At 40.4% G+C, this 23,147-nt stretch carries 25 protein-coding genes; 15 read left to right on the forward strand and 10 right to left on the reverse strand.

The genetic code is table 11. The features are described from left to right. Positions 1-80: 80 nt before the first annotated feature. The 4 genes from I8751_RS12955 to I8751_RS12970 all read right to left on the reverse strand — a co-directional run bounded on the left by I8751_RS12955 (position 81) and on the right by I8751_RS12970 (position 1,994). Positions 81-494: a type II toxin-antitoxin system VapC family toxin gene (locus tag I8751_RS12955; RefSeq protein WP_214439570.1), complete on the reverse strand. Its 414-nt coding sequence runs from the start codon at positions 492-494 to the stop codon at positions 81-83. Next, the gene (locus I8751_RS12960; protein WP_225894132.1) at positions 491-772 is read right to left on the reverse strand and encodes a hypothetical protein; all 282 of its coding nucleotides are present in this window, start codon (positions 770-772) and stop codon (positions 491-493) included. Before I8751_RS12960 ends, I8751_RS12955 begins: the two co-directional genes overlap by 4 nt. A 227-nt stretch (positions 773-999) precedes the next feature. Next, positions 1,000-1,158: a hypothetical protein gene (locus I8751_RS12965; RefSeq protein WP_214439571.1), complete on the reverse strand. Its 159-nt coding sequence runs from the start codon at positions 1,156-1,158 to the stop codon at positions 1,000-1,002. Between the two features lie 80 nt (positions 1,159-1,238). Further along, a complete protein-coding gene (locus tag I8751_RS12970) occupies positions 1,239-1,994 on the reverse strand; it encodes a WecB/TagA/CpsF family glycosyltransferase (RefSeq protein ID WP_214439572.1) in 756 nt (251 codons plus the stop codon). A gap of 646 nt (positions 1,995-2,640) precedes the next feature. Here I8751_RS12970 and I8751_RS12975 point away from each other — a divergent pair. The 3 genes from I8751_RS12975 (at position 2,641) to I8751_RS12985 (ending at position 5,666) form a co-directional block, all read left to right on the forward strand. Beyond that, positions 2,641-3,360, forward strand: coding sequence for a response regulator transcription factor (locus tag I8751_RS12975; protein ID WP_214439573.1), 720 nt, complete (start codon positions 2,641-2,643; stop codon positions 3,358-3,360). Positions 3,361-3,557: 197 nt separating this feature from the next. Beyond that, positions 3,558-5,231 (forward strand): SpoIIE family protein phosphatase, encoded by a 1,674-nt coding sequence (locus I8751_RS12980; RefSeq protein ID WP_214439574.1) that lies wholly within the window; start codon positions 3,558-3,560, stop codon positions 5,229-5,231. A gap of 3 nt (positions 5,232-5,234) precedes the next feature. Further along, complete coding sequence (locus I8751_RS12985) at positions 5,235-5,666, forward strand: ATP-binding protein (protein ID WP_214439575.1); 432 nt, start codon at positions 5,235-5,237, stop codon at positions 5,664-5,666. A gap of 100 nt (positions 5,667-5,766) precedes the next feature. On the opposite strand, the gene I8751_RS12990 is transcribed toward I8751_RS12985, so the two are convergent. Then, entirely contained in the window at positions 5,767-6,216 is a 450-nt protein-coding gene (locus I8751_RS12990) for a nuclear transport factor 2 family protein (protein WP_214439576.1), read from the reverse strand. Positions 6,217-6,414: 198 nt separating this feature from the next. On the opposite strand from I8751_RS12990, the gene queG reads away from it, so the two are divergent. Next, positions 6,415-7,386, forward strand: a complete 972-nt coding sequence (gene queG, locus I8751_RS12995) for a tRNA epoxyqueuosine(34) reductase QueG (RefSeq protein WP_214439577.1) — start codon at positions 6,415-6,417, stop codon at positions 7,384-7,386. After that, positions 7,361-7,996 carry an HAD-IA family hydrolase gene (locus tag I8751_RS13000; RefSeq protein ID WP_214439578.1) on the forward strand — a complete coding sequence of 212 codons (636 nt, stop codon included), beginning with the start codon at positions 7,361-7,363 and terminating at the stop codon, positions 7,994-7,996. The genes queG and I8751_RS13000 overlap by 26 nt, the downstream gene beginning before the upstream one ends. A gap of 86 nt (positions 7,997-8,082) precedes the next feature. Here the strand turns inward: I8751_RS13000 and I8751_RS13005 are convergent, their stop codons facing one another. Continuing rightward, positions 8,083-8,463: a hypothetical protein gene (locus tag I8751_RS13005; protein WP_214439579.1), complete on the reverse strand. Its 381-nt coding sequence runs from the start codon at positions 8,461-8,463 to the stop codon at positions 8,083-8,085. Positions 8,464-8,682: 219 nt separating this feature from the next. On the opposite strand from I8751_RS13005, the gene I8751_RS13010 reads away from it, so the two are divergent. From I8751_RS13010 to I8751_RS13025, 4 genes are all read left to right on the forward strand, one after another. After that, a complete protein-coding gene (locus tag I8751_RS13010; protein WP_214439580.1) occupies positions 8,683-9,213 on the forward strand; it encodes an orange carotenoid protein N-terminal domain-containing protein in 531 nt (176 codons plus the stop codon). Between the two features lie 118 nt (positions 9,214-9,331). Next, complete coding sequence (locus tag I8751_RS13015; protein ID WP_214439581.1) at positions 9,332-9,529, forward strand: DNA-binding protein; 198 nt, start codon at positions 9,332-9,334, stop codon at positions 9,527-9,529. After that, positions 9,526-9,912: a type II toxin-antitoxin system death-on-curing family toxin gene (locus I8751_RS13020; protein ID WP_214439582.1), complete on the forward strand. Its 387-nt coding sequence runs from the start codon at positions 9,526-9,528 to the stop codon at positions 9,910-9,912. The genes I8751_RS13015 and I8751_RS13020 overlap by 4 nt, the downstream gene beginning before the upstream one ends. A 176-nt stretch (positions 9,913-10,088) precedes the next feature. Continuing rightward, positions 10,089-11,600 (forward strand): hydroxysqualene dehydroxylase, encoded by a 1,512-nt coding sequence (locus I8751_RS13025; protein ID WP_214439583.1) that lies wholly within the window; start codon positions 10,089-10,091, stop codon positions 11,598-11,600. Positions 11,601-12,108: 508 nt separating this feature from the next. Here the strand turns inward: I8751_RS13025 and I8751_RS13030 are convergent. Beyond that, positions 12,109-12,549: a hypothetical protein gene (locus tag I8751_RS13030; protein WP_214439584.1), complete on the reverse strand. Its 441-nt coding sequence runs from the start codon at positions 12,547-12,549 to the stop codon at positions 12,109-12,111. Positions 12,550-12,692: 143 nt separating this feature from the next. Continuing rightward, positions 12,693-13,547 carry a DUF72 domain-containing protein gene (locus tag I8751_RS13035; protein ID WP_214439585.1) on the reverse strand — a complete coding sequence of 285 codons (855 nt, stop codon included), beginning with the start codon at positions 13,545-13,547 and terminating at the stop codon, positions 12,693-12,695. 245 nt (positions 13,548-13,792) lie between these two features. Here I8751_RS13035 and I8751_RS13040 point away from each other — a divergent pair, with 245 nt between their 5' ends. After that, entirely contained in the window at positions 13,793-14,605 is an 813-nt protein-coding gene (locus I8751_RS13040) for a DUF1838 domain-containing protein (protein WP_214439586.1), read from the forward strand. A 131-nt stretch (positions 14,606-14,736) separates the two neighbouring features. Here I8751_RS13040 and I8751_RS13045 read toward each other — a convergent pair whose 3' ends face one another. Both I8751_RS13045 and I8751_RS13050 read right to left on the reverse strand, forming a co-directional pair. Further along, positions 14,737-15,717, reverse strand: coding sequence for an aldo/keto reductase (locus tag I8751_RS13045; protein WP_214439587.1), 981 nt, complete (start codon positions 15,715-15,717; stop codon positions 14,737-14,739). Between the two features lie 179 nt (positions 15,718-15,896). Next, the gene (locus I8751_RS13050; RefSeq protein WP_214439588.1) at positions 15,897-16,925 is read right to left on the reverse strand and encodes a D-alanine--D-alanine ligase family protein; all 1,029 of its coding nucleotides are present in this window, start codon (positions 16,923-16,925) and stop codon (positions 15,897-15,899) included. 141 nt (positions 16,926-17,066) lie between these two features. Here I8751_RS13050 and I8751_RS13055 point away from each other — a divergent pair, with 141 nt between their 5' ends. From I8751_RS13055 to I8751_RS13075, 5 genes are all read left to right on the forward strand, one after another. After that, positions 17,067-17,210: a hypothetical protein gene (locus I8751_RS13055; RefSeq protein ID WP_214439589.1), complete on the forward strand. Its 144-nt coding sequence runs from the start codon at positions 17,067-17,069 to the stop codon at positions 17,208-17,210. A gap of 43 nt (positions 17,211-17,253) precedes the next feature. Then, the gene (locus I8751_RS13060; protein WP_214439590.1) at positions 17,254-17,721 is read left to right on the forward strand and encodes a GNAT family N-acetyltransferase; all 468 of its coding nucleotides are present in this window, start codon (positions 17,254-17,256) and stop codon (positions 17,719-17,721) included. Between the two features lie 288 nt (positions 17,722-18,009). Further along, complete coding sequence (locus I8751_RS13065; RefSeq protein ID WP_214439591.1) at positions 18,010-18,603, forward strand: PEP-CTERM sorting domain-containing protein; 594 nt, start codon at positions 18,010-18,012, stop codon at positions 18,601-18,603. A 290-nt stretch (positions 18,604-18,893) separates the two neighbouring features. Then, positions 18,894-19,067, forward strand: coding sequence for a hypothetical protein (locus tag I8751_RS13070; RefSeq protein ID WP_214439592.1), 174 nt, complete (start codon positions 18,894-18,896; stop codon positions 19,065-19,067). A 1,043-nt stretch (positions 19,068-20,110) separates the two neighbouring features. Next, positions 20,111-23,131, forward strand: a complete 3,021-nt coding sequence (locus I8751_RS13075; protein WP_214439593.1) for a peptidase domain-containing ABC transporter — start codon at positions 20,111-20,113, stop codon at positions 23,129-23,131. The last annotated feature ends 16 nt before the right edge of the window (positions 23,132-23,147 follow it).

The raw sequence follows: 23,147 nt of genomic DNA on the forward strand, positions 1-23,147 counted from the left end.
ATCGGTTTTTCGTTGATGAACCGTTCTTCGAGTAGAGACATCTCCAAGTCTTCCAGCACGCTAATAGATTTGTTGTTGGGTCAGGGTAGTAGCTCAAAGTAATCACAATGATTTGGGCGAATGATCGAAAAATCTCTACGATCAAGGGTATAAATGCGAGTAATAACAAGTCTCTCCGCTAGAGTAACAATTGCTGCATCTGTGAAATCAAGTTGAGTATCGGCATATTTTTCTAAAACTTCATGTATTCGCGCCAAATCTTCTGATAAAACAGGCTCAATTTCAACACTACTGCTTGTAAGATTAGACACGAAATGCCGCATTGCCTTGTGTCCTAATCTTGATGCAATCAGATAACAAATTTCAGGCAAGACAACCACGGGTAGAATCAACGCTTCATTTGTGCTTTGAGCAGTAACTAACACACGCTCATGATTACGATCGCCTTGATCCGTTAATGCAAATAGAAAACTGGTATCGAGTATTGCTGTCATGCAGAGTTATTTAGTTTGAGGTTCCAGCCATAAACAGGATGAATTTCATTGCTTAGAATCTCCTCATCTCGCTCTGAAATATCGTGTTGACCAGAGTTACCCAAACCTGCAACAGTCAATAAAAAATCGGCAGCATTTTTGTTTTCAGGCTGTTTGAGGTTAACTGACTTGTAACGAAGATAGTCAAGAAAATTAGCAAGCTCAAGCAAAACATCGTCAGGTAGGGTGTTAACTGCTTCAACTAGCTTTTGTCGCTCTACAGTAATTCCATCCATCATCAATAATTAAAGAAAGGATTGACCCTATTTTACTTCCCTAAAGTCTTATCAAGCGCCAACCATAGCGGAAACATGAATACCGTTTGATGTTATAAATATTACATTTGGATCATAAAATGTTTCTTGTCTCTTGAAGCCTCCAATCTGTATTAGGGTGGTTTCTCTTATGCGTACTGCAAATACAACTTCATTTGATCTTCGCAAGTTAAAATCGTTGCTTTTACAACTTAACCTGCACTAATGCGATCGCTGTTCAAGTCGGATCTCAAAATTAAACCTTCAACCTCTAGTTCTCGAAAATGCCCTTTAAAATCAATGTTTTGAGCGACATCTACACTGACTAGAAGCTCAAGCGCTGATTTTGCCAGAGTTGATGTTGATTGCATTGTCTCAAATAAGATCAAGACGGTGCAACTCAACACAACCAGACAATAATTTCAAAGCGAACTATTCGGTTCATCAGTTGCTAGCCAATTGCATTCCTGACAGTTAAACGATAAACAAAAGCTTTCCAAGCAAACTCTGGCAAAGCTAACATCCGTCGCCAGCGCCAAGGTTCTTGATAAAGCCGATACAACCATTCCAAATTGTTTTTTCCCAACCAAGCGGGAGCGCGAGTTTTTGTCCCTGACCAAATATCAAAACTGCCACCAACGCCAATCCAAATTGCTTGGGGACATAAATGACGGTTTTGGGCAATCCATAATTCTTGACGTGGCACTCCTAAGCCCACAAAAATTACTTGCGGCTGCAATTGAGTGAGAGTTTGTCGCAATTGCTCTTCTTCTTCTGGAGAATGATAACCGGAGTGAGTACCTGCCATCCTCAAAGTAGGAATTTGTTGTTGCCAAAACTCTGCGGCCTTGGCTGCGACCCCAGGCGCTCCTCCATAAAAAAACACTTTTGCATCTGGCTGCTGTTGACCAATTTCTTGCAACAGTGTTTCTGCTAATTCAATCCCCGGACAACGTTTAACTTTTTGCCAAAAAAGCCACCGCAAATACAGAACTACCCCTGCACCATCTGGAATCACTAGCTCAGCATCTTGAATTGCTTGAGCTAAACAGGTATTCCGTTCTGCTTGCATTGTCATTTCTGCATTGAGTGTAACCACATGAGCGCCTTTGCTAGCATGCAGGCATTCTAGCAACCAGCCTGGATAGTTACTCATGACATGAACTGGTATTCCCAGTACCGAAAACGCGTTAGGCGGTTTAGACATAGCCTATTTTGATTATTCTCACACCAGATGATCTCGAACGATAGTTTATCAAATTTTTTAATAGGTGTCTGTGGAAATTTTAGCAGCAAATCATTCGACTCGTTAGCCAATGAAAACTAAGCAATCTATCTTTCTTAAGTAAATGAAGGTGCTAGATTAAGACAGGATACTGAGTATTTTCGGTAATAAAAATATCTTATAATATGCAAATAGCTTTTAATCGCCTATTTTAGACAAATATCTAGGAATACAAACCCAATTTTTGTCAATGCTTAGGTGTCTGTTGACATAACGGTGAGTAATTAAGGACTAAAACTCGGTTTCTAACTAAATCACTATAATTCGTAGCTAAGGAGATTAACCACAACACAAGTACTGGTCTGCATTCATTTAGCGAAAAAAAATCTCTAATGAACAGACAGCATCCTGATATTTATTTTTATACAGATGTCTATGCGATGTGCAACTTATTCTTGAAACGGAGAGAGGCTTTGATTTTTGCTCCCCTTGCCTTGCAGGGAAGGGGCTGGGGGTTAGGTTTTAAAGAAAGTCGCACACGGTGCGATGTCTTTAAAATTCATCTACATCAGACTTTTGAGTAAACTCAACTTTACAGTTAAGGTAGTGTAAAGGGCGGAAGTTGGCTATGAGTAAAATTCGCATTGCTCTGATTGAAGATCATGACCTTACCCGTGTGGGTATTCGGACAGCACTACTACAAAAAGAAGAAATTGAAGTTGTCGGAGAAGCTGCAACTGCTGCGGAAGGTCTGAGAATGTTAAAAAAGGTACAACCTGATATTGCAATTATTGATATTGGTTTACCAGATAAAGATGGCATAGAACTGACAAGGGAATTAAAATCCGCTTCTAATGGAGAAGATTCGCCAACGAAAGTGTTGATTTTAACACTGCGGGATAACAAAGAAGCGGTGTTGGCAGCTTTTGCAGCTGGTGCAGACTCCTACTGTATGAAAGATATCAAGTTTGATAATTTGCTGGAAGCAGTGCGAGTCACTTACAATGGCAACGCTTGGATCGATCCAGCGATCGCAAGGATTGTATTACAACAAGCCCAACAAAATCCCCGATTACCAGAAGGAGGACTTACAGATCAGAAAAACCAGACTCAAAACCCAGATTTCGGAGAAAATCAGGAATTTATTGACTCTTATACCCTGACAGAAAGAGAATTGGAAGTGTTACAGTTGATCGTCGAAGGTTGCAGCAATGCAGTTATTGCAGAACGCCTTTACATTACAGTTGGAACTGTGAAAACACACGTCCGCAATATTTTGAATAAACTATGCGCCGATGACCGTACCCAAGCAGCAGTACGCGCTTTGCGCTCTGGGCTAGTGGGATAAAGCGAATTTTGGGGTTTAGCGACTCTTAAGTAAATTAAAGTAAAGTTAAAGACTGGGAGTAAAGTTATACGTTTAAATTGGGTAACTTTTCTTTAAAGATTACTTTTACTTTTTGATTATTCGTTGATTAAGGGGTGGGATAAAGTTTGCAATATCCTATCTCACAATTTCAAGTATCTAAAAATTTAAAGTCAAATATGACTGAAAAAGAGGTAGAAAAACTCAAGCTCATGGTGGTAGATGATGAGCTAGACAACTTAGATTTACTTTACCGTACTTTTAGGCGGGACTTTCAAGTCTATAAAGCCAACAATGCCCTGAGTGCGCTCGAAATCTTAAACAAAGAAGGCGAGATGGCTGTGATTATCTCGGATCAAAGAATGCCAGAGATGAATGGCACTGAGTTTCTCAGTCATACAGTGGAACGCTTTCCCGATACGATTCGGATCTTACTAACGGGTTTTACTGATGTTGAAGATTTGGTAGATGCAATTAACTCTGGTCAGGTGTTCAAGTATATCACCAAACCGTGGAATCCCGAACGGCTGAAGGTATTAGTCGATCAAGCAACTGATACATACCGTCTAGTTAAGAAACGTACTCAAGAACTGCGTCGGGCCCTGCGGCGAGAATCTTTATTTAATGCAGTGACAACGGCAATTCGGGAGTCTTTGGATTACAGCAGTATGCTGCAAAAGATTGCAGTCACAGTTGGGCGAGCATTTGAAGCTACTTGTTGTTTGCTTAGACCAGTAGAGGGCGATCGCCTCACACAAGACCGATTTTCTTACCAAGATCCTAAATATAATTTAGCTTGTATTGACTTCGATCCTAGTCTTTTAATTGAAAAAGTTCTGGAAACCCGTCGTTATCAGCTAACTGAAAATACATACAATGGTGAACCATATAATCAACTAATTATACCTATTTCTTATCAGCAACACCTGCTAGCTGTACTTGCTATCTACCAATGGGGACGTAATTGTTCTTGGCAAAATGAAGATATCCAACTGATTACAGGTGTTGCTGAACAAGCAGCTTTAGCTCTCTCTCAGGTAAAACTCTACCAAAGCCTCCAAGAAAAACAAGAGCAGATTAGTGCAGAATTGGAAGTCGCTCGCCAAATTCAAAATAATCTGCTACGCCAAACCTTACCTGATATCAAAGGCGCAAAATTACAAGCTTGTTGCTACCCAGCTCGTGAAGTAGGCGGTGATTTTTTTGAAGTTTTTGTCCATCCCAAAGGCGACTTGTGGTTAGCAGTAGGTGATGTTTCCGGTAAAGGTGTTCCCGCTGCTTTATTTATGGCCAGTGCGATTTCAGTGTTACGCCGGGAATTATCTCAAGAAACACCAGCCGAGCCGAATGTGGTTATGCATAACCTTAATCACGCTCTGTGCAACGACTTAATCAGCAATAACTGCTTCATTACCGTAGTTCTAGCCTGTTATACCCCTACTACCGGGGAGCTAGTGTACGCTAATGCTGGTCATATCTATCCCTTGCTTTGGTCACGGCAAACTACTGTAACGGAAAAACCAAATTATCTAAAAGTACGCGGTATCCCCTTAGGCATTTTACCTCGATGGCAGGCACAATCGGGTAAGTTGGTTCTTGCTTCTGGAGACACCTTACTGTTAGCTAGTGATGGTATTACCGAAGCAACTGTATCAAATCAACTATTTCAGTCCGAAAAAACCGGGGGTGGCATTCACCCAGTTAGCCGTTCTATGCTGAATCAAGATGGTCTTTGGCAACTATTACAAGATGAGCTAAAACCACTTTCCCTTAATAATTTACTAGCTCGCATCCAGGCGGATAACCATGTTCAGGAAGATGACCAAACTATACTTTCACTGGAGGTTTTATAAGTAATGAAAAGTGAGCTGCATATACCAAGCGATTTGAATTATTTAAATATCGTCGAACACTGGTTACTGGGATGCTTGAAAATCCAACTAGGAGAATCAGTTGATTGGTCACGGCAATCAAGTCGTTTACGCCTAGCTTTGGTGGAAGCATACTCTAATGTAGTACGTCATGCCCACAAAGAACAGTCAAATGTACCAGTTTTACTGCGGTTGGAACTGAAAGAGCGAGATATTGCCTTAGAAATTTGGGACTACGGCGAAGGTTTTGATATGTCCACTTATCTACCGCCAAACCCCATAGACAAACAAGAAGGCGGTTATGGATGGCTAATTATGAATCGTCTGATGGATAAGGTAGAGTATCAGTTGCAAGTGGATGGTGCTAACTGTCTCAAGTTAGAAGCCACTCTACCAGAACTCCAGCAGACTGGTTAATACCAATTTTGGATAGTCAAATGTGGGATTGGGTATTGCCAAAGGTATTTATGCAATATCCACAAACCCTCATGGCAGTTTTATGGTTGAGAGACTACGGTTAATTTTCTGGACGCAATGAAAGTAATTCTTGGGGAGAAGCTAAGAGTTTCACTTGAGTGTAGATGATTTGCTTTTGTTGATTAAGGATAAATAGCCATAATACATTCACACCACACCAAGAAGTTTGGGCTTTACCTGTTACTTGAACTTGGATTTGGTCATTTTCTAAGTTTTCGATTATTCCTTGGTGGGGATTTGCTTGAATATTTTGAGCTTCTTTGTGTAAATAGGTTGCGATCGCATCTGGCCCGACAATATCAGATTCAAAGGGCGGATGCATCACCCCATCGTCAGCGAATAGAGCAGCAGTTGCCTGAAATTCTCCTGCATTTAAAGTTTCAAAATACCTCAGGATGCTGGCTTCTGTAATTCCCTCAATCTGAAGTTCTAGTTTTGCTATGTTCACATCAGTTTTGTCACTAGTAGCCAAAGATTCAGCAGCATTCATAAAATTACCTGTATCAAGCTAGCTAAATATCAATTTGAATATAAAAATAGATATAAAATAACCTGCTACTGGGGTAGATTGCCAGAATGCTCAAAAATATACCTATCAAAACATGCAATGAGTAGAGTATTTCATTAGTTCATTGCAAATCTAAATTTTGGCAAAGCTCTAAGTCCCTGTGGATTTAAAATCAAGAAAATGAATCAGTATTCCGTAACAAACAGCAGTGCAGTCAAACAAAAAACTAAAGAATTGGGATTCCACAAAGTAGGAATTACTGCTGTAGAGGCAATTAATACAGATGCCCAAAGGTTACAAGCATGGATAACGCTGGGTTATCACGCTGATATGGAATGGATGAATAATCCCAAGCGTCAAGATATTAGCTTAATTATGCCAGAGGCGCGATCGCTAGTGTGTGTGGCCCTTAATTACTACACACCACATCAACGTCCTGAAAGCGACGAATATGCCAAAATCTCCCGTTATGGCTGGGGGAGAGATTATCACAAAGTGATGCACAAAAAACTCAAGGCGCTGACTACTTGGTTAGAATCACTTGATCTAGGCATCCAAGCTAGATATTATGCAGACACAGGCCCAGTGCAAGATAAAGTTTGGGCGCAACGAGCTGGAATTGGTTGGATTGCTAAAAATGGTAATGTGATTACACGAGAGTATGGCTCTTGGGTATTTTTGGGAGAAGTGTTGACAAATCTGGAATTAGAGAGCGATCGCCCCCATACAGAACACTGCGGTAGCTGTACTCGTTGTCTTGAAGCTTGTCCTACTGGTGCGATTACCCAGCCGTTTGTAGTAGACGCTAATCGCTGTATTGCTTATCATACAATCGAAAATCGGGCGGAAAAATTACCAGAAACCATCACACCCCATTTGCAAGGCTGGGTTGCTGGTTGTGATATTTGCCAAGATGTTTGTCCTTGGAATCAACGCTTTGCCAACACAACTGATGTCGTAGATTTTCAGCCTTATCCTGGGAATCTTGCGCCCGAACTGATAGAATTAGCGGAAATCTCAAATGAGGAGTGGGATAAACGATTTCCGGCATCAGCTTTGCGGCGGATTAAGCCAGAAATGTTACGACGGAATGCCCGTGCTAATCTTGACGCATCCAGGCGAGAGAATGACCCAGAAAGTAATTATTTTTGATTTTGATGGCACGATTGCAGATACAGTAGATGCTCTCGTAAGCATTGCCAATCGGTTAGCAGTAGAGTTTGACTATGTACAAATAACCCCACAAGAATTAGCTCTTCTGAGGAATTTAACTTCTAGAGAAATTATCAAATATTCAGGTATTTCTTTATTTAAAATACCCTTCCTGCTTAAAAAAGTTAAAGGAGAATTAAAAAATAAAATCCAGGAATTTAAACCCATTCCTGGAATCCAAGAAGCATTAATTGATCTCCAAAATCATGGTTATAAGCTAGGAATTATTACGTCTAACTCTAAAGAAAATGTTACAGCTTTTTTGAACAACAATGAATTGGATAATCTATTTGATTTTATTTACTCAGGAGTAACAATTTTTGGTAAAACAACAATCATTAATAATGTATTAAGGCAAAAACAACTCAAACCTCAAGCAGTGATTTATGTGGGAGATGAAACCAGAGATATAGAAGCATCGAAAAAAGCCAATATCAAGGTTATCGCTGTAACTTGGGGATTCAATTCTCAGAAAGTTTTAGCCCAGCAGAACCCAGACTTTCTAATTCATCAACCGAATGAATTATTAGAAGTTATTAAAAATTGTTGATTAATCAATAGCCAAAGCTTAATTACTCCAGGTAAAAATATTACCCTAATAAAATTTATTGTTGGCTATTGACTCTCTGCTCAAAGTTAATTTTTTCTTTCACCTTTTTCTAAAGCTTTTTTTACTAGATCGTCACTGACATCAGCTACACCCTCTGTCTTTGAACCACCAACTTCACCTGCCATTTCTGCATAATCACCAGGATTACCAGTAGCTTTGGCTTCAGTATTAGTTTCTTTTGCTTGAGGAACTTCACGTTTAGGTGCTGTTGCTGCTTTGGCTGCTGCTGCACCTTCATTTGTGCGGTCAATTTCGCTGACACTAAATTTTTGTGCAGCTGCATAATCAGCATCAAAATCAACACTTGGTGTTTTCTCTTCACCACTAGCCATATTTTCAGCTGCTAATTGTGCATCATGGGTAGGAGCTTCATTGACATTAGGTTTTACTTTATCTTTATCAGCCATAACTTTAAATACCTTGAGTAATTTTTTGGATGTCGAGGACGATCGTAACAAATTTTCTATTAAGACCTTGGCATCTTGAGAAAGATCTTAACCTCTCCTAAAAGATAGATAAAAGCATAAATATTTAATTAATAAAAATTGTTCCCTTGGAAGTAGATTTTAATTGTGCAACTTTGGTAATTATTAATTTGGCCTATAAAATTTTTGTGGAAATAATTTATGACTGCTAGTTCTAAAAAAACAGTTTCTCAAGCCCAGAGCAATGAAACTCAAAAGGCGGTAGAAGCATTTAATGCCTTAGATACCGATGCTAAATTAGCTTGGCTATACTTTGTTTATGAAAAAATGGGTGACTCCATCACTCCCGCGGCTCCAACTGCTGCTGATCCCGAATTAGCACCGCTTTTGTTAGGAGATTATTTGCAATTATCCGATGATCAACAACTAGGGATTATGCGGGATATAGTTAATTGCAAAGACACAGAATCTTCTCGTGCTTATGGCGCTTTAAAAGAAAACAATCAACTGTTAGTTTGGTATGCTTGGGCAGTTGCTATGGGTGATACAGTAGTTGATATGCCAGGCGATTACAATTCAACTGGTGCGATTAATAATCTACTTTCCCAAATTGAAGAACTAGATTTTGAAGGGCAAATTTCGGTATTACGGGCGATCGCTGGTGAAATGGGCTATAGCGATGTTAAGCCTATTGAAACACAAGCACAAACTGGTAAAACCTCAAGTCTTTAATCTGTAGAAGCTCTGAATTGTTACGTTAGGTAGAAAAAGACAGATTTAGAGGCTGTGATAGCTAATGAAGGATGAATGCAAGATAATGTAAGACAAAGACTAGCTAGGAAGAGGAAACATGGCTGCTATAACAATTAATATTACAGATCACCAACTGCAAAAATTACAGGAATTAGCGCAAAAGTTAGGGATCTCTACTGAAGAATTGTTATCTGCGAGTCTAGAAGATTTGTTAAACTACCCAAAAAGTGAGTTTAACCAAGCCGCTAGTTATGTGCTGCGAAAAAATGCTGAACTTTACCAACGATTAGCATGATTCGCTACTTATTACTTTTTGAAGTTGTCGAACTTCATCGTCAAATTATCGAGCAGTCTGGTGGCGCATTGGGTATACGAGATTTGGGTGCTTTAGAATCTGCACTCGCTCAACCTCGTATGACTTTTGGCGGGCAGGAGCTTTACCCGACACTTGTTGATAAGGCTTCGGCAATCGGGTTTTCGCTGGTAATGAATCATCCATTTATCGATGGTAATAAACGGATTGGTCATGCAGCAATGGAAGTTTTTCTGGTCATGAATGGTCTAGAAATTGATGCTTCTTTCGATGAGCAGGAGGTAATTATACTATCGCTAGCATCGGGTAAGCTTAAGCGTAAGGCGTTTACACAATGGTTGAAAAATCATGTCAAAGTTATCTAATGCCTTGCAAATAATAGGGGTCTCAAAACCACAATCAAGTAAGCGGTGGGTTCGCTTACTCTTTTTTTCTTTGTTCTAAAAAATAATTCTTCTAACTCTCAACTCCTAATCTCTGTCTACGACTGAACCCAAGTTCGTATACATTAGTTGATGGACTGCAACAGGCGGAGGATGAGATGTCAGAAGGGTCGCAACAAAAACGAGTGGTAGTTGTTGGTGCAGGTTGGGCTGGTTTAAGCGCAACCTACCATTTAGCAAAACAAGGGTACGATGTGACACTTCTAGAAGCAGGTTCTTATCCTGGTGGGCTTGTCGCAGGTTGGAAAACCGCAGGGGGAAAATCTGTAGAAGCGGGCATTCACGGCTTCTGGTATCCTTACAGAAATATTTTTGCCCTGATTAACGAATTAGAAATTAATCCCTTTACTACCTGGACTCGTTCTGCACAGTATTCACCTGCGGGGTTAGAAGTTGAATCACCAATTTTTCAAGATTTACCCAGACTTCCTTCACCGCTGGGCACTTTTCTCTACACTCAGTTTCAACGTCTACCACTTATTGATCGCCTCAGTGCTTTGCCTTTACTTTACGCTGTTGTGGATTTTGATAATTCTGATGCAGCTTGGCGGCGTTATGATTTTGTAACCGCCCGTGAATTATTTAAAGATTTTGGCGTTTCTGCTCGACTTTATCGAGAAGCCTTTGAACCCATGTTGTTGGTAGGTTTGTTTGCTCCAGGTGAACAATGTTCAGCCGCCGCAACTTTAGGGATGCTTTACTTTTTTATTTTGGCTCACCAACCTGATTTTGATGTGGTTTGGTGTCGGGGAACTGTGGGAGAAAAAATATTTCATCCTTGGGTAAAACAAATTGCCAAAACTGGTGCTAAAGTGTTGCCTCAGCGCCGAGTTACTGACTTAATTGTTGATAGTAATAATCAGGCAAAAGGTGTAGTTTGTGGTGATGAAGTATTTGATGCCGATGCTGTAATTTTTGCTGTGGGTATCAGTGGTATGAAGAAAATTGTCTCCACAAGTGCTAGCTTACAAAGTCGAGAAGAATTTCGGAATTTGGGCAATTTAGGGGCAATTGATGTTTTAGCAACTCGGCTGTGGTTTGACCGTAAAATTAATATTCCTCGTCCTTCTAATGCGTGTTTTGGGTTTGATGTAACTACAGGATGGACGTTTTTTGATTTGAATGCTTTACATGATGAATATAAAAATGAGCTAGGAACAGTAGTTGAAGTTGATTTTTATCACGCTAATCAGTTTCTTAATTTGAGTGATACAGAAATTGTGGCGATAGTTCAGCGCTATTTGGCAACTTGTGTACCAGCATTTCGAGAAGCCAAAGTAATTGATAGTAGTGTGATTAGATTACCAAATGCAGTGACTCACTTTGCACCTGGTAGCTATCGCTATATGTTGCCATCTCAGACCAGTTTTGCAAATGTTTTTATGAGTGGCGATTGGATTGTCAACCGTCATGGTTCTTGGTCACAAGAAAAGGCTTATGTTACTGGTTTAGAAGCGGCAAATTTAGTGGTATCTCATTTAAAAGCAGGTCAGCCAGCTAAGATTTTACCTGTAGAAGGAGATGAAGCGCATATACAAGTGGCGCGATCGCTCAACCAAACTGTGCGTGATTTGGGTAAATCTATTTTGCCTGATTTTTGGCTACCATAAATTTTGGGGCGTTGCTGAGTGGATATATGAATTTGTATCACGCAGAGGAGCCAGTGCGTTGGGCAGCTTCGCTGACTTGTAGCAACTGGCGTAGCGCAGAGTCGCAGAATGGAAACCCTAAAGGATGGTCAACCGCCAAGCCCTGAAGCTTAAGTATCCAAAACACTTTCCGCGCAAGGGGATGGAAACATGATGGCGTGGAAAAATGAATCATCCCTCACCCTTTGCTATCCAAAACACTTTCCCCGCAAGGGGATGATCACTCATCTAAAAGAAAAGAACCCCGTTTATTCAAAAAATGGAGTTGGAGAGACGCGATAAATCGCCGTTTCTACAGCAAATCTATTCGTAAATTATTTCTTGATATATTACTAGATCTCAAAACGCCATCAATACTTATGATGATGTCGCATTGTTTTGTGAATCTTCTTCCAGCATTATTTTTCAACTCACTAAAGGTAATACTTTCACAAATCAAGCCATTATGAGTTACGCCAAATCCAAACCTTTAGCTAGCTTGTTGTCGGATATATTGCCCATTTAGTCCTTGCTTAATCCAAATCAAGCATTCGTATTCGGATTTGAATAATTTCGGTGCTGCGATATTATTTAAGAATTCCGGAGGGTAATGATCATAAAAGTATTTACCCCTTTCTTGAAAGACAATAATTAAGTTGTGGTGGTAGATATAGCGGGACTTAAAATTATCCCCTTGGCTGACAAACTCGGAATTTTTGTCAATATGTTCTTGAGCAATATCAATAATATTACTGATACTACTGCTATAAATACCTGCTGGATTCTCTGTCTGATGAAGTTTGCTTTTACGCCCAATTTCTGATAAAAGTTTATACGAATAAATTTCGTAACCATCTGCGTTACCAAAAACAAATGGAATGATGAGATATCCTCTATATGAAACTGAGTTTTCATAGAGTAGACGACTCATTTTAACCTCCTTTACAAAAATTACTTATGGAGAGTATGATCCCTTTTTTTAGAAAACGCGAATATATAAAGTTTGATCAAAAAAGTATTGCAATAATTATTATCGCTCTTTTTGAAATCAGTGTTAACTGTTTCCTGCTGTTTTTACCACAAACTAAGCTGATTGGGGGGATAGTCAAGGTTATCCCAAGGTAGAGGTGGGACTGCGAGATTATTCTGTTCTAACAACTGTTGAAAGTAACGCGCTGTGCTAGGCGATCGCTCTTCTAAAGGACAATGGACAAAGAAATAAATTTGCGTTTCTGTCTGTAACCACTGTTGAATCTGTGTTACCCACTCTTCCATAAAAGGCTGATTCACAGGTAAATCTGGATGAGAAATAAATCGAATTAGGCTAAAAGGTGCTGTGACACTAAATTGCACTGGTAGTTTAGGTTTGCGACGTTCCGATTGTAACTGTGGGTCATCATCTCCAATGTAGATGGGACGCGAGTCTAATATTACTCGTCCCACACCTAAGTTTTCTAATACTGCTGTTAAATTACTAGTATGAGGTTCATTAAACCAATCACGATGCCGAACCTCTAGTGCTAGTGGTGCTTCTGTACGCGGCCAAGCTTCCAAAAAAGCAGTCAAATCTTCCAAGAATACAGGTGCATAAGTTGGTGGTAATTGTGCAAATATAGGGCCAAGGCGCTGACTTAACGGGCGCATGACCTCCAAAAACTTTAAAGCATTAGGAATATGGGGTTTTAGTAAACCTTGATGAGTGATATCCCGTGGCAATTTGAGGCAAAATTTAAATTCTGGTGGTGTTTCAGATGCCCAACGGGTGATAGTTTCTTGGTTGGGTACGGCGTAAAAAGTGGTATTACCTTCCACTGTAGTGAAGCGACGGCTATAGAGAGAGAGAAATTCGGTAGCACGAGTTCCTTGGGGATAAAGTTCACCTACCCAGCCTTTATATGCCCAAACTGCACATCCGATAAAAAAGTTCACAAGCATCTAGAGAAAAAATTCAGTGAGCAACTCAAAGTGCTGAACAGCTTTGATGTCTCATTCTCAATTGTACAGGTCAGTCAGAGGATGGATGAGTAAGTTTGTAGTAGGGACTTTAGTATTTTCCTTATTTTTACTGGATTAAATTTGTCTAGCAATATTTGCAGAAAATCAGTTCCAGTAGTTCTTCTAGGAGTTTAAAGTGTAGATTGGTAACTTACTAAACATACTGAAGGATATTGTAGATGGTTGCCCAAATCCAAGAATTAGATGCTGAAAAATGGGTGAAAACTCGTTCTTCCCTTGATCCTACCCAATCCACATTTTTGATCTGGACGGGTAAAATTTACAGCTTTATCCCAGGTGAGAAAAGACAACTCCTGTTTAGAATGGTGGGATTAAGCGTTAGTAGATGTATTCCGACAGCAGAAGATAGCTGGAATTTCACTTCTAGGGAACTGACTTACTACCTTGACCCAGAGACAAATGAGACTGTACGAAAATGGGAAAACCCTTGGACAGGGGAGACAGTACCAGTATTACACGTTGCGAATAATCCCGTGCAGGGTAAATTTGGGGGTAAATTTCCTGCACAAGTAGAAGGGGATGCTACAACTTTTGTTTTTGATATTTTTCCTACTTACCCTAATCCTTTAGCAGAAGATCCGAAATTCGCTGCTTACAGTCCATATCCAACTTATCAAGCAGCAGAATTATTTAAACTAACAGTACCAACCGCAGATTTAGATAATATAGAAATTCCCTCAGTTTCTCAACTCAGGCTCAGTTGGGATCGAATTGGTCAGTGGCTTCCTTGGATGAAAATGGGCGATCGCCCTGGTAATCTAATCTATAGTGCCGCTGGTAGTAAAATCAGTGGTTTAACAGAATTACCCCAGTTTCTTCAAGACGAAATTAATCATCGCGTTCCTTTATACAAACAAGCTCCCAAAGCATACACGGAAGGGGAAGATATGACCTCTTGGTTGTACTTCCAAAAACACTTTCAGGCTTACTTAGCTGGGGAAATCTTTCCGCTTCCCGAAGCGGAGGAGTAATATGGCAGGGGAGCAGGGGAGTAGGGGAGCAACAAGAGAGGAAAAGGTTAAAGGGTAAAGGATGAAGAAACAAACCCTTTAACCCTGCCCCTTTCCCCTTCTTCCTAACCCCTAGTCCCTAACCCCTTTTCTTACTTAGTCTGAAAAATGTTTTGTACCATGACTTTATCTGTACTTGCAGCCGCTTGATCTAACGCTGCAATTTCATTAGAGTCTAATTGCCAACCCAAAGCGCCAATATTTTCTTGTGCCTGTTGCACTGATTTAGCTCCAGGTATAGGAATAGTGCCTTTACAAATGCACCAATTAAGCGCTACTTGTGACATAGTTTTGTTTCTAGATTCTGCCACCTCTTGCAAACATGCCAAAAGCAATCGCACTCCTGGTAATAACTGCCTAAATAACAAACCCCGGATACCCTTGGGAAACGGGCCTTTTTCAGAGTATTTTCCTGTTAATATTCCCAAAGCTAAAGGACTGTAAGCAATTAGTTTAATTCCTAGCTGATCGCAAACATCTTTTAATCCTAATTGAGTCACAGGATATGTGGACAGTAGGGAGTACTGAACTTGCAAAGTTTTAATCGGTACTCCTCGCGCGGCAAACTTTTGATGTACACGTTGGAGTTGTTGAGGGCCGTAATTAGACAGCCCCACACCTTTAACTTGCCCTTGCTCATATAAATCTGCTAGACCATCTAATAGCCCTACTTCTTGCCAGGGTGCATAATTGGCCGTTGACCAATGCATCTGTACCAAATCTACTTTTCTTCCCAAACGTTTGGCAGAAGCATGGCAAGCTTTTACCATTGACTGGCGTGTCCATCTCCAAGGGTAAGCAGCAAGTTTAGTGGCAATACAAATATTTTCTTGATTTACACCTTGATATTCTCTAGAAAATCTTCCTAGAAGTAACTCGCTACGGCCGTTTAATCTCCCAGTTCCGTAAGAATCGCCTGTATCAAATAAAGTGACACCATTACTCACACAAAGATTAAAGACAGCTTGCAATTGTTCATCCATGTTTTCTTTATATCCCCAGAGCAGTTGGTTTCCCCATGCCCAAGTCCCGCAACCCATGCTAGGGAAGGATAGTTCCTGGTTAATATGCATATATCTCACTATAAGCTTTCTAAATATCTTATAGCGATTCCTAGTTGAGTCAGGTAGAGACCATTGTAGAAGCAACCGACAAGAATGCAAGAGAAACTCTTACTCTCTGCGACTCTGCGTGTTAGCGTAGCGGGGCGTAGCCCGGCAAATTCATATTCTCACTCAGCAACGCCAATTTTTTATTGATCGCCCAAAGTTTCATTGATACCTATCATTAACAACTCATTTAAAGAAATTCCCGCAGCTTTAGCCATAGAAGAAATCACGCTTTTAGGGGCAAAAGAACAATACAACCCAGCTTCTAAAAACCAAGGTTGTCCTTTTGGGTCTATGCGGAAATCAAATAAACTGTAATGGCGACAGCCTAGAGCCTGATGACACTTCTTGGCCACTTCCTGAACCTTTTGGGTAATCGGGTCGTTAGGGTCTACAATCCAAGACTTGATATTATCTTTAGCGGCAAAACGCAAGTTGCCATCATCTGTTTGTTGGAGTTTATCAGCATAATTGCGGATGGGTTTCTCGTGGGGGTCTACCAGATACTCTTCAAGGGGTAAGCCCACTAGCTCCCCGTCTTTGACGATGATGCCGCATCTAACTTCTCGGCCGAGTTCTATGAATGCTTCTACAACGACCTCCGAATTATATTCAAATGCTTTCTTCAAAGCTGCATCATATTCATTAACATCTTTAACTAAGACTACCCCTAAAGAGTTATCGGAACTTACGGGTTTAACGATTGCTGGAGGTGGAATTGTGGGCACTTCTCCTGGGCGGAGCAGTTCTCCACGGGGCACTTTCACCCCTGCTGCTTCGACAATTGCTTTGGCTCTGGCTTTGTGGGCTGCGATCGCCATAATATCTGGAGTATTGCCGATGTAAGGAATCTTCAGCAAATCGAATAAAGCGCGGTAATGAGTCATTCCAGGAATACAAAACATTTGTGGTAACACAATGTCAATATTTTGCGCCGTTATAAACTGTATGGCTTCAAACAAAGGCATTGCTTGGGCGACAGCGATATCTTCTAGACTGAGGGAACTAGGAAATCGCCACTGGCGATCAGGTGTGATGTATGCAATCTGAAACTCATAACGCGATCGCTCTGCTGTTGCAGCCAAACAGTCTTGGGCGTAAAGACGTGATAAATTACAGTAAAAATCATCCTGTGCAGAACCAACTAAATGAAGAATACGAAGTAAAGACATGGATTTAAGTAGAACGGCGTAAATATTTGTAGTTGGGACGAGGCAGGAGGCAGGAGGGAAGAGGGTTTGAGCTTTGTTTACCTTTCTTAATATAACCGAATGGTGGGGATAGTGACTGGTTTTGTTGTAGGTGAGTTGAGAATGTCTAGAAGTAGAAGTGTCTGCACTGATAACGCCAAAATTGTGCGGGTAATCGATGCAGAAACTGGCGATACTTTTGCTAATAGTATTTACTGTCCCCCAAACAACGAAATAAATTTTATGCAAATACCCCAAACACCTTAAACTGTGTGAGAAAATTTTGAAGCGATCGCGCACGGATTAACTAATGCAAATTAGACCTGCTACTCTTGATGATGTGTCGCTAATCTTCTCATTCATCCAGAAGAAATCAGAATTTGATCGAAATATTGGTGCATTTTCTGGAGTGTTGCGAGTCTCCGAAGACAAAATACGCCAGACACTTTTTAGAACAAATCCTTTTGCTTACGTTTTATTTGCACAGTTTTTAGAATGTGAGATTGGATTTGCTTTGTATGGATTTAGGTACTCATCATTTGTAGGTCAACCAAGTATCTGGCTTGATGATCTGTATGTTGATCAAGATGTGAGGAATCAAGGTGCAGGAACAGCATTGATGGCTCGACTCGCTCAAATTGCCAAGGAAAATAACTGTACCCATCTTGCTTGGAATGCTGACGCTCGAAATACCCGTGGGCTTAGTTTTTATCATCGCTTAGGTGCAGAAATTACCGAACAGCAAGGTAATCGCTGTTTTTTAAAATTGGTTAAATGAGAAAGTAATTAAGTATTTTGAGAAAGAAATCAGGTATTTTGCTTATTAACGGGGAACAGGGAATAGGGAACAGAGACTGTCTATAACGGGAGATTTAAGCTCTCGTCTTCTCTGCGAGACGCGCAGCGTCTCGCAGAGAAGACTTACCATCTATAGGTGGGGTATTCCAACCCATTGGTGGGTCTTGGGAACAAACGGACGAAGTGTTGCCCGTTAAGAGTTCCCTCTCCCGCAGGGATTTGACAATATTCACAACTGAAATATCTGCGATCGCACTAACTGACCTCCATGAAAAATCTAGCTCTACTATCTACCACAGCCCTCGCCACCATATCTGGATTAATTTTCGGGACAATACAAGCTGCCTCTGCTTTAAGTTGGAACTGGAATTATTCTGGTACTGGCATAACTGCGAACGGTACTTTCACCACTAATGACACCCCTGACAATTTGGGTTTTTATCAGATTTTGGGAATTACTGGTACACGAAATGGTGAAACAATTACTAGTCTGCAAGCTGCTGGGACTCCAATACCGGGAAACGAACCTTTTGATGTTGACAATTTAATTAGTCTGAATACCCAGCAGTTAACAGGTGACGGTTTTGGGTATTTCACTTCAGGAGGAAACTATTCTAGTCCATTTTTTGCTAGTTTTTTGCCGACACCGGGTTATTTAGAAGTTTTTTCTGCGCCACCATTTATACCAGGTTTTGAAAATTTTGGTTCGGAAGATAGCGAGTTACCCATTAGTTTTTCTGCAACCATAATCACCGTCCCAGAACCTACCTCTATCTTTGGCTTAATTGCCCTCGGTGCTATCAGCATACCTTCAGCACTCAAACGTCATCAGCGAACCAAATTCACTCATAAGAAACTATAAAAAGTGTCTTAAAACCATCAATAAAAACTCACAATCACTCTTTCATCTACTCTCTTGAAGGAGTTTTTTTGTAACCTAATCCAGTTAGGCACATCAATTATCTGGTTTTTCGCGTCGGTTTTACCCCACTCTAACCCTCTTTCAAGGGTAGGGGTTTAAGAAAGGGGCAGTTTAGGCAGTAAAATAGACTACTGTTGTCAGCCCGCAAAAAGAAGCAAGGCAGATGCGGCGAAGAACTCAAAGGGTGTGGGAAGCAAAATGCCAAGAGTAAAGAGTGAAGAATTAAGACAATGGACGAGAATAGTAATAGAAAAGATGCCGTAGCAATGTGGAGTTTTGGAATAGTGATGACCCAATCAAGTGGGCTGACAACAGTTTCAGCATTTTTAGCCGAACTATTGGGGAAAAAGGAAAATACAGTACGTCAACAACTTTTTAATTCCCTACCCTTGAAAGGGGGTTAGGGGCAGGGCTGTTTCATTCCCTAAAAGGCGCTGATTTACAAGCGTTTCAAGCAAAAAAAACAGGTGACTAAAAAATCTGATTGGGCAAGAAAATGGTGAACGCACTTAAATTTGCTGGTTGAGGTGGTAGTTTTTCTTTTTCCCACTCAAGCAAATTTCTGATTCATACTCTTGACAAAATCTCTAAGAGATCGAATGAATCAGCCCTGGGGGGTTAGGGGGGATCAAACATTGTGGAGCTAGGTTATCAGACTTGTGTGTATACCATAGCAAGGCATTGGGGAGCCACTGCGATCAACGAAGAGAAGTGCGGTTTTTCTTTTCTTCTGTTCCCTTTCCTACGCCAGTTCTCGCCCCGAAGGAGCTTCGTAAATTGTATTTCTAAAAAAGTATTAATCTCTCAACAATTAATATTAAAAATTAAAACCAGTGTTTTTACTGAAAACATTTGGACTTAGTTATGATTAACATGCGTAAGCCTGTTTCTATAACTTTGAAAAAAAATTATTTATTTGTACACGAAATTTAGTTGGGACTGTTTCGCAGTATTTATAAAGTGTTTTACTCAGAATGATTGCTGCTAGCTTCTTTACAAGCAAGCTTGCGATCGCGGCTAAGATATATCAACTCACAGCATCTTAAGCTTTGCGGTAATTATCCTGTTATTAAGCAAATGTAAAAAAATTACATTATTTAATCGACGATATTAAGTATATTATCTTAAGTGTTTATCTTCAAGAAAAGTTGTGATACCTTGGTTGTCAGTATTACTTAATCATAAATTTAACAAGTTTTGGCACGAAATGAGCCTCTATCAGCTAATTTTCAACATATAAAAAAAACAAATCAGTGTACAAAATCCCTAAAATTATGACAACTTAACCCAGTGATAAACTATCGTCAATCTTTTTACAGTATTGTCACTTTGATTTAAGACAGTCCATAAAAGTGTCAAATCTAATTAAAAGTAATATGATGCCAGATCTGATACCAAGCATCAACGATTACGAAACACGTAGATAAACTGATTGACTAAACTAAGAATGACTTATATTAAGAGCGAATTTCAAGAATTTATCACTACCCTAGAGGGGTTTGACCAACTACCAGCTGAGGCGATCGCTACTTTATCAGAACGGCTGCAAGCTTGGCGATATCGCATTGGTCAGAAAATTGTTGGCAAGGAAAGAATCCCCGATCAAGTCATAATTCTCTATGAGGGTCAAGTCCGTCTGTTAGGATATGACCCCCAGACACAAATACCAACTACTCTAAAATTGCTACAACCAGGAGCAATTATTGGTGAAGTGGATTTGTTGCGTGAGGTAGCTTGTGAGACAGCGATCGCCTCTACTGAAGTGGTATGTTTGACCTTGAGCGCTACTGAATATTTACGTCTTCTCTCTACCTACCCAGCCTTTGCTAATGCACGGCAAAACCACACTCATCTAGTAGAAATCTTTGATATCCTGGGTTCGCAACTAGAAAAACAAGCTAACGCTACAATCAATCTCAAAGAACTCGTACAACAAGTTCTACCAGAAGCAAAAGTACATTACTTACCTCTAGGAAAAACCCCCTTCAATCAACTAGATAGTGAAAGTATCTGGTTTGTGAGTGGCGGTGGTACAGTCACAGATTTCCCACCAGGTTCTCGTTTAGAACCGATTGACGGCAAACAAACAATCGAAGTTAAAGGAACTAATCCGGCTCGTTTGATTAGTTTATCTCCGGCAGATTTATTATTCCTCGATAATGAAAGTCATCAGTTGCAGCAAGAACAACTGACCCTCAAAGAGACTCGACCAAATCTTGCAGATGACATAGAAATTCCTTATGCGTCGGATGAAGAGGTTCCTCAGTCCGCATCTTATTCTTCAACAGAGTCACAAAAAAACCAAAAATATCCATTTGTTGGCGGTAAAGGAGAATTAAACATAACTTCTGCCTGTTTCCAAATGCTCTCGAAACACCTGCAAATTCCGTTTCGTCGGGAGGTGGTTCGCCGCATTTTAAATGAGCAGATTAAACGCCAAGGTAGTATATCGTTTCAAGTTTGTGCATACTTAGCAGAATTAATCGGATTAAAAGCGCAATTAGTAGATTTACCAATCGCCGCAGTCACACGCATTCCCACACCAGCATTGATTCGCTATGGTGATAGTTTTGCTGTTTTATATGCAGTAGATGCCAACAATGTTGTTGTGGGTGTGCCATCCCAAGGAATTGTTCGCTGTAAACCCGCGCAGTTGGTAGAACAATTAGAGGTTGATGAAGGCAATTATCCGCCTCAGATGAGAACATTGTTGCTAGCGACTACTAAAGAAACACCCCAAGAACGCTTCGGTTTGCGGTGGTTTCTTCCTTATATGTCGCGCTACCGCCGAGTTCTGATAGAAGTCTTTATTGCTTCTTTCTTTGTACAGTTGGCGCAATTGGCAAATCCTCTAGTAATCCAGCTAATCATCGATAAAGTTATCGTTCAAAATAGTATTAGTACCCTAAATGTTTTGGGTTTGTTACTATTAGTTGTAGGTATATTTGAAGCAGTTTTAACTACGTTACGGACTTATTTATTTGTCGACACTACCAACCGCATTGATATGGGTTTGGGGTCACAAATTATCGACCATTTATTACGTCTACCCTTACGCTACTTTGAACGCCGACCTGTCGGTGAATTAGCCACCCGCATCAATGAACTAGAAAATATCCGTCAGTTTCTAACTGGTACAGCTTTAACAGTCGGTTTAGATGCTCTGTTCTCGGTGGTTTATATCATCGTCATGCTGTTCTATAGTTGGCAATTGACTTTGGTAGGCTTGGGTACGATTCCCGTCTTTGTAGTTATTACTTTAATTGCTTCTCCTACTGTTAGTAGACAGTTACGTTCTAAAGCCGAACGCAACGCTGAAACTCAATCTTATTTAGTTGAGGTGATGTCAGGTATTCAAACAGTGAAGGCACAAAATATCGAATTGCGATCGCGCTTTTCCTGGCAAGAGCGTTATGCTCGGTATGTAGCTGCTGGTTTTAAAACCGTTGTTACATCTACCCTGGCTAACTCTACTAGCAACTTTCTCAATAAACTCAGTAGCTTGCTAGTTTTATGGGTAGGCGCTTATTTAGTACTCCAAGGCGAACTAACTTTAGGAGAATTAATCGCTTTTAGAATTATTTCTGGTTACGTTACTGGCCCCATATTACGCTTGGCTCAACTCTGGCAAAGCTTCCAAGAAACTGCACTGTCTCTAGAACGTTTAAGCGATATTGTTGATACACCACAAGAAGCAGAAATAGACCGTCACAATATTCCTTTACCCTCCATTGTCGGTGCAGTGAAATATGAAAATGTTTCCTTCCGGTTTGCGCCGAGTGGCCCCATGCAACTTTCTAATGTCAATTTGGATTTTCCAGCGGGGAAATTTGTCGGCATCGTCGGACAAAGCGGTTCTGGTAAAAGTACGATGATGAAATTACTGCTGAGACTATACGAAGTAGAATCTGGCAGGATTTTAATTGATGGTTACGATATTTCTAAAGTAGAACTTTACTCGCTGCGGCGACAAGTTGGTGTAGTTCCTCAAGACCCGTTATTGTTTGATGGCACAGTTCAGGAAAATATTGCTCTGACCAATCCCGATGCCACAACAGACGAAATTATCGAAGCTGCTCGTGTTGCAGCTGCTCATGAGTTTATCATGAACTTGCCCAATGGTTACAATACACGAGTTGGAGAAAGGGGTTCTGGACTTTCTGGTGGACAACGACAAAGAATTGCGATCGCTCGTTCTATTTTACAACGACCAGAATTGTTAGTTCTAGACGAAGCAACAAGTGCTTTAGACTATCCTACAGAACGACAAGTTTGTTTGAATTTAGCTAAAGCATTTCAAGGTAATACTGTATTTTTTATTACACACCGTCTCAACACCGTCAGCCATGCAGATGTTATTGTCGTGATGGATGGTGGCAGAGTCATAGAAAAAGGAAGTCATCAAGAACTAATGACTGCTAAAGGTCATTATTTTTACCTATACCAACAACAAGAAGTTAACTTGTGATAGTCATTTGTCAATG

Source organism: Atlanticothrix silvestris CENA357 (assembly GCF_016056295.1).
GTDB classification, from domain to species: Bacteria; Cyanobacteriota; Cyanobacteriia; order Cyanobacteriales; family Nostocaceae; genus Atlanticothrix; species Atlanticothrix silvestris.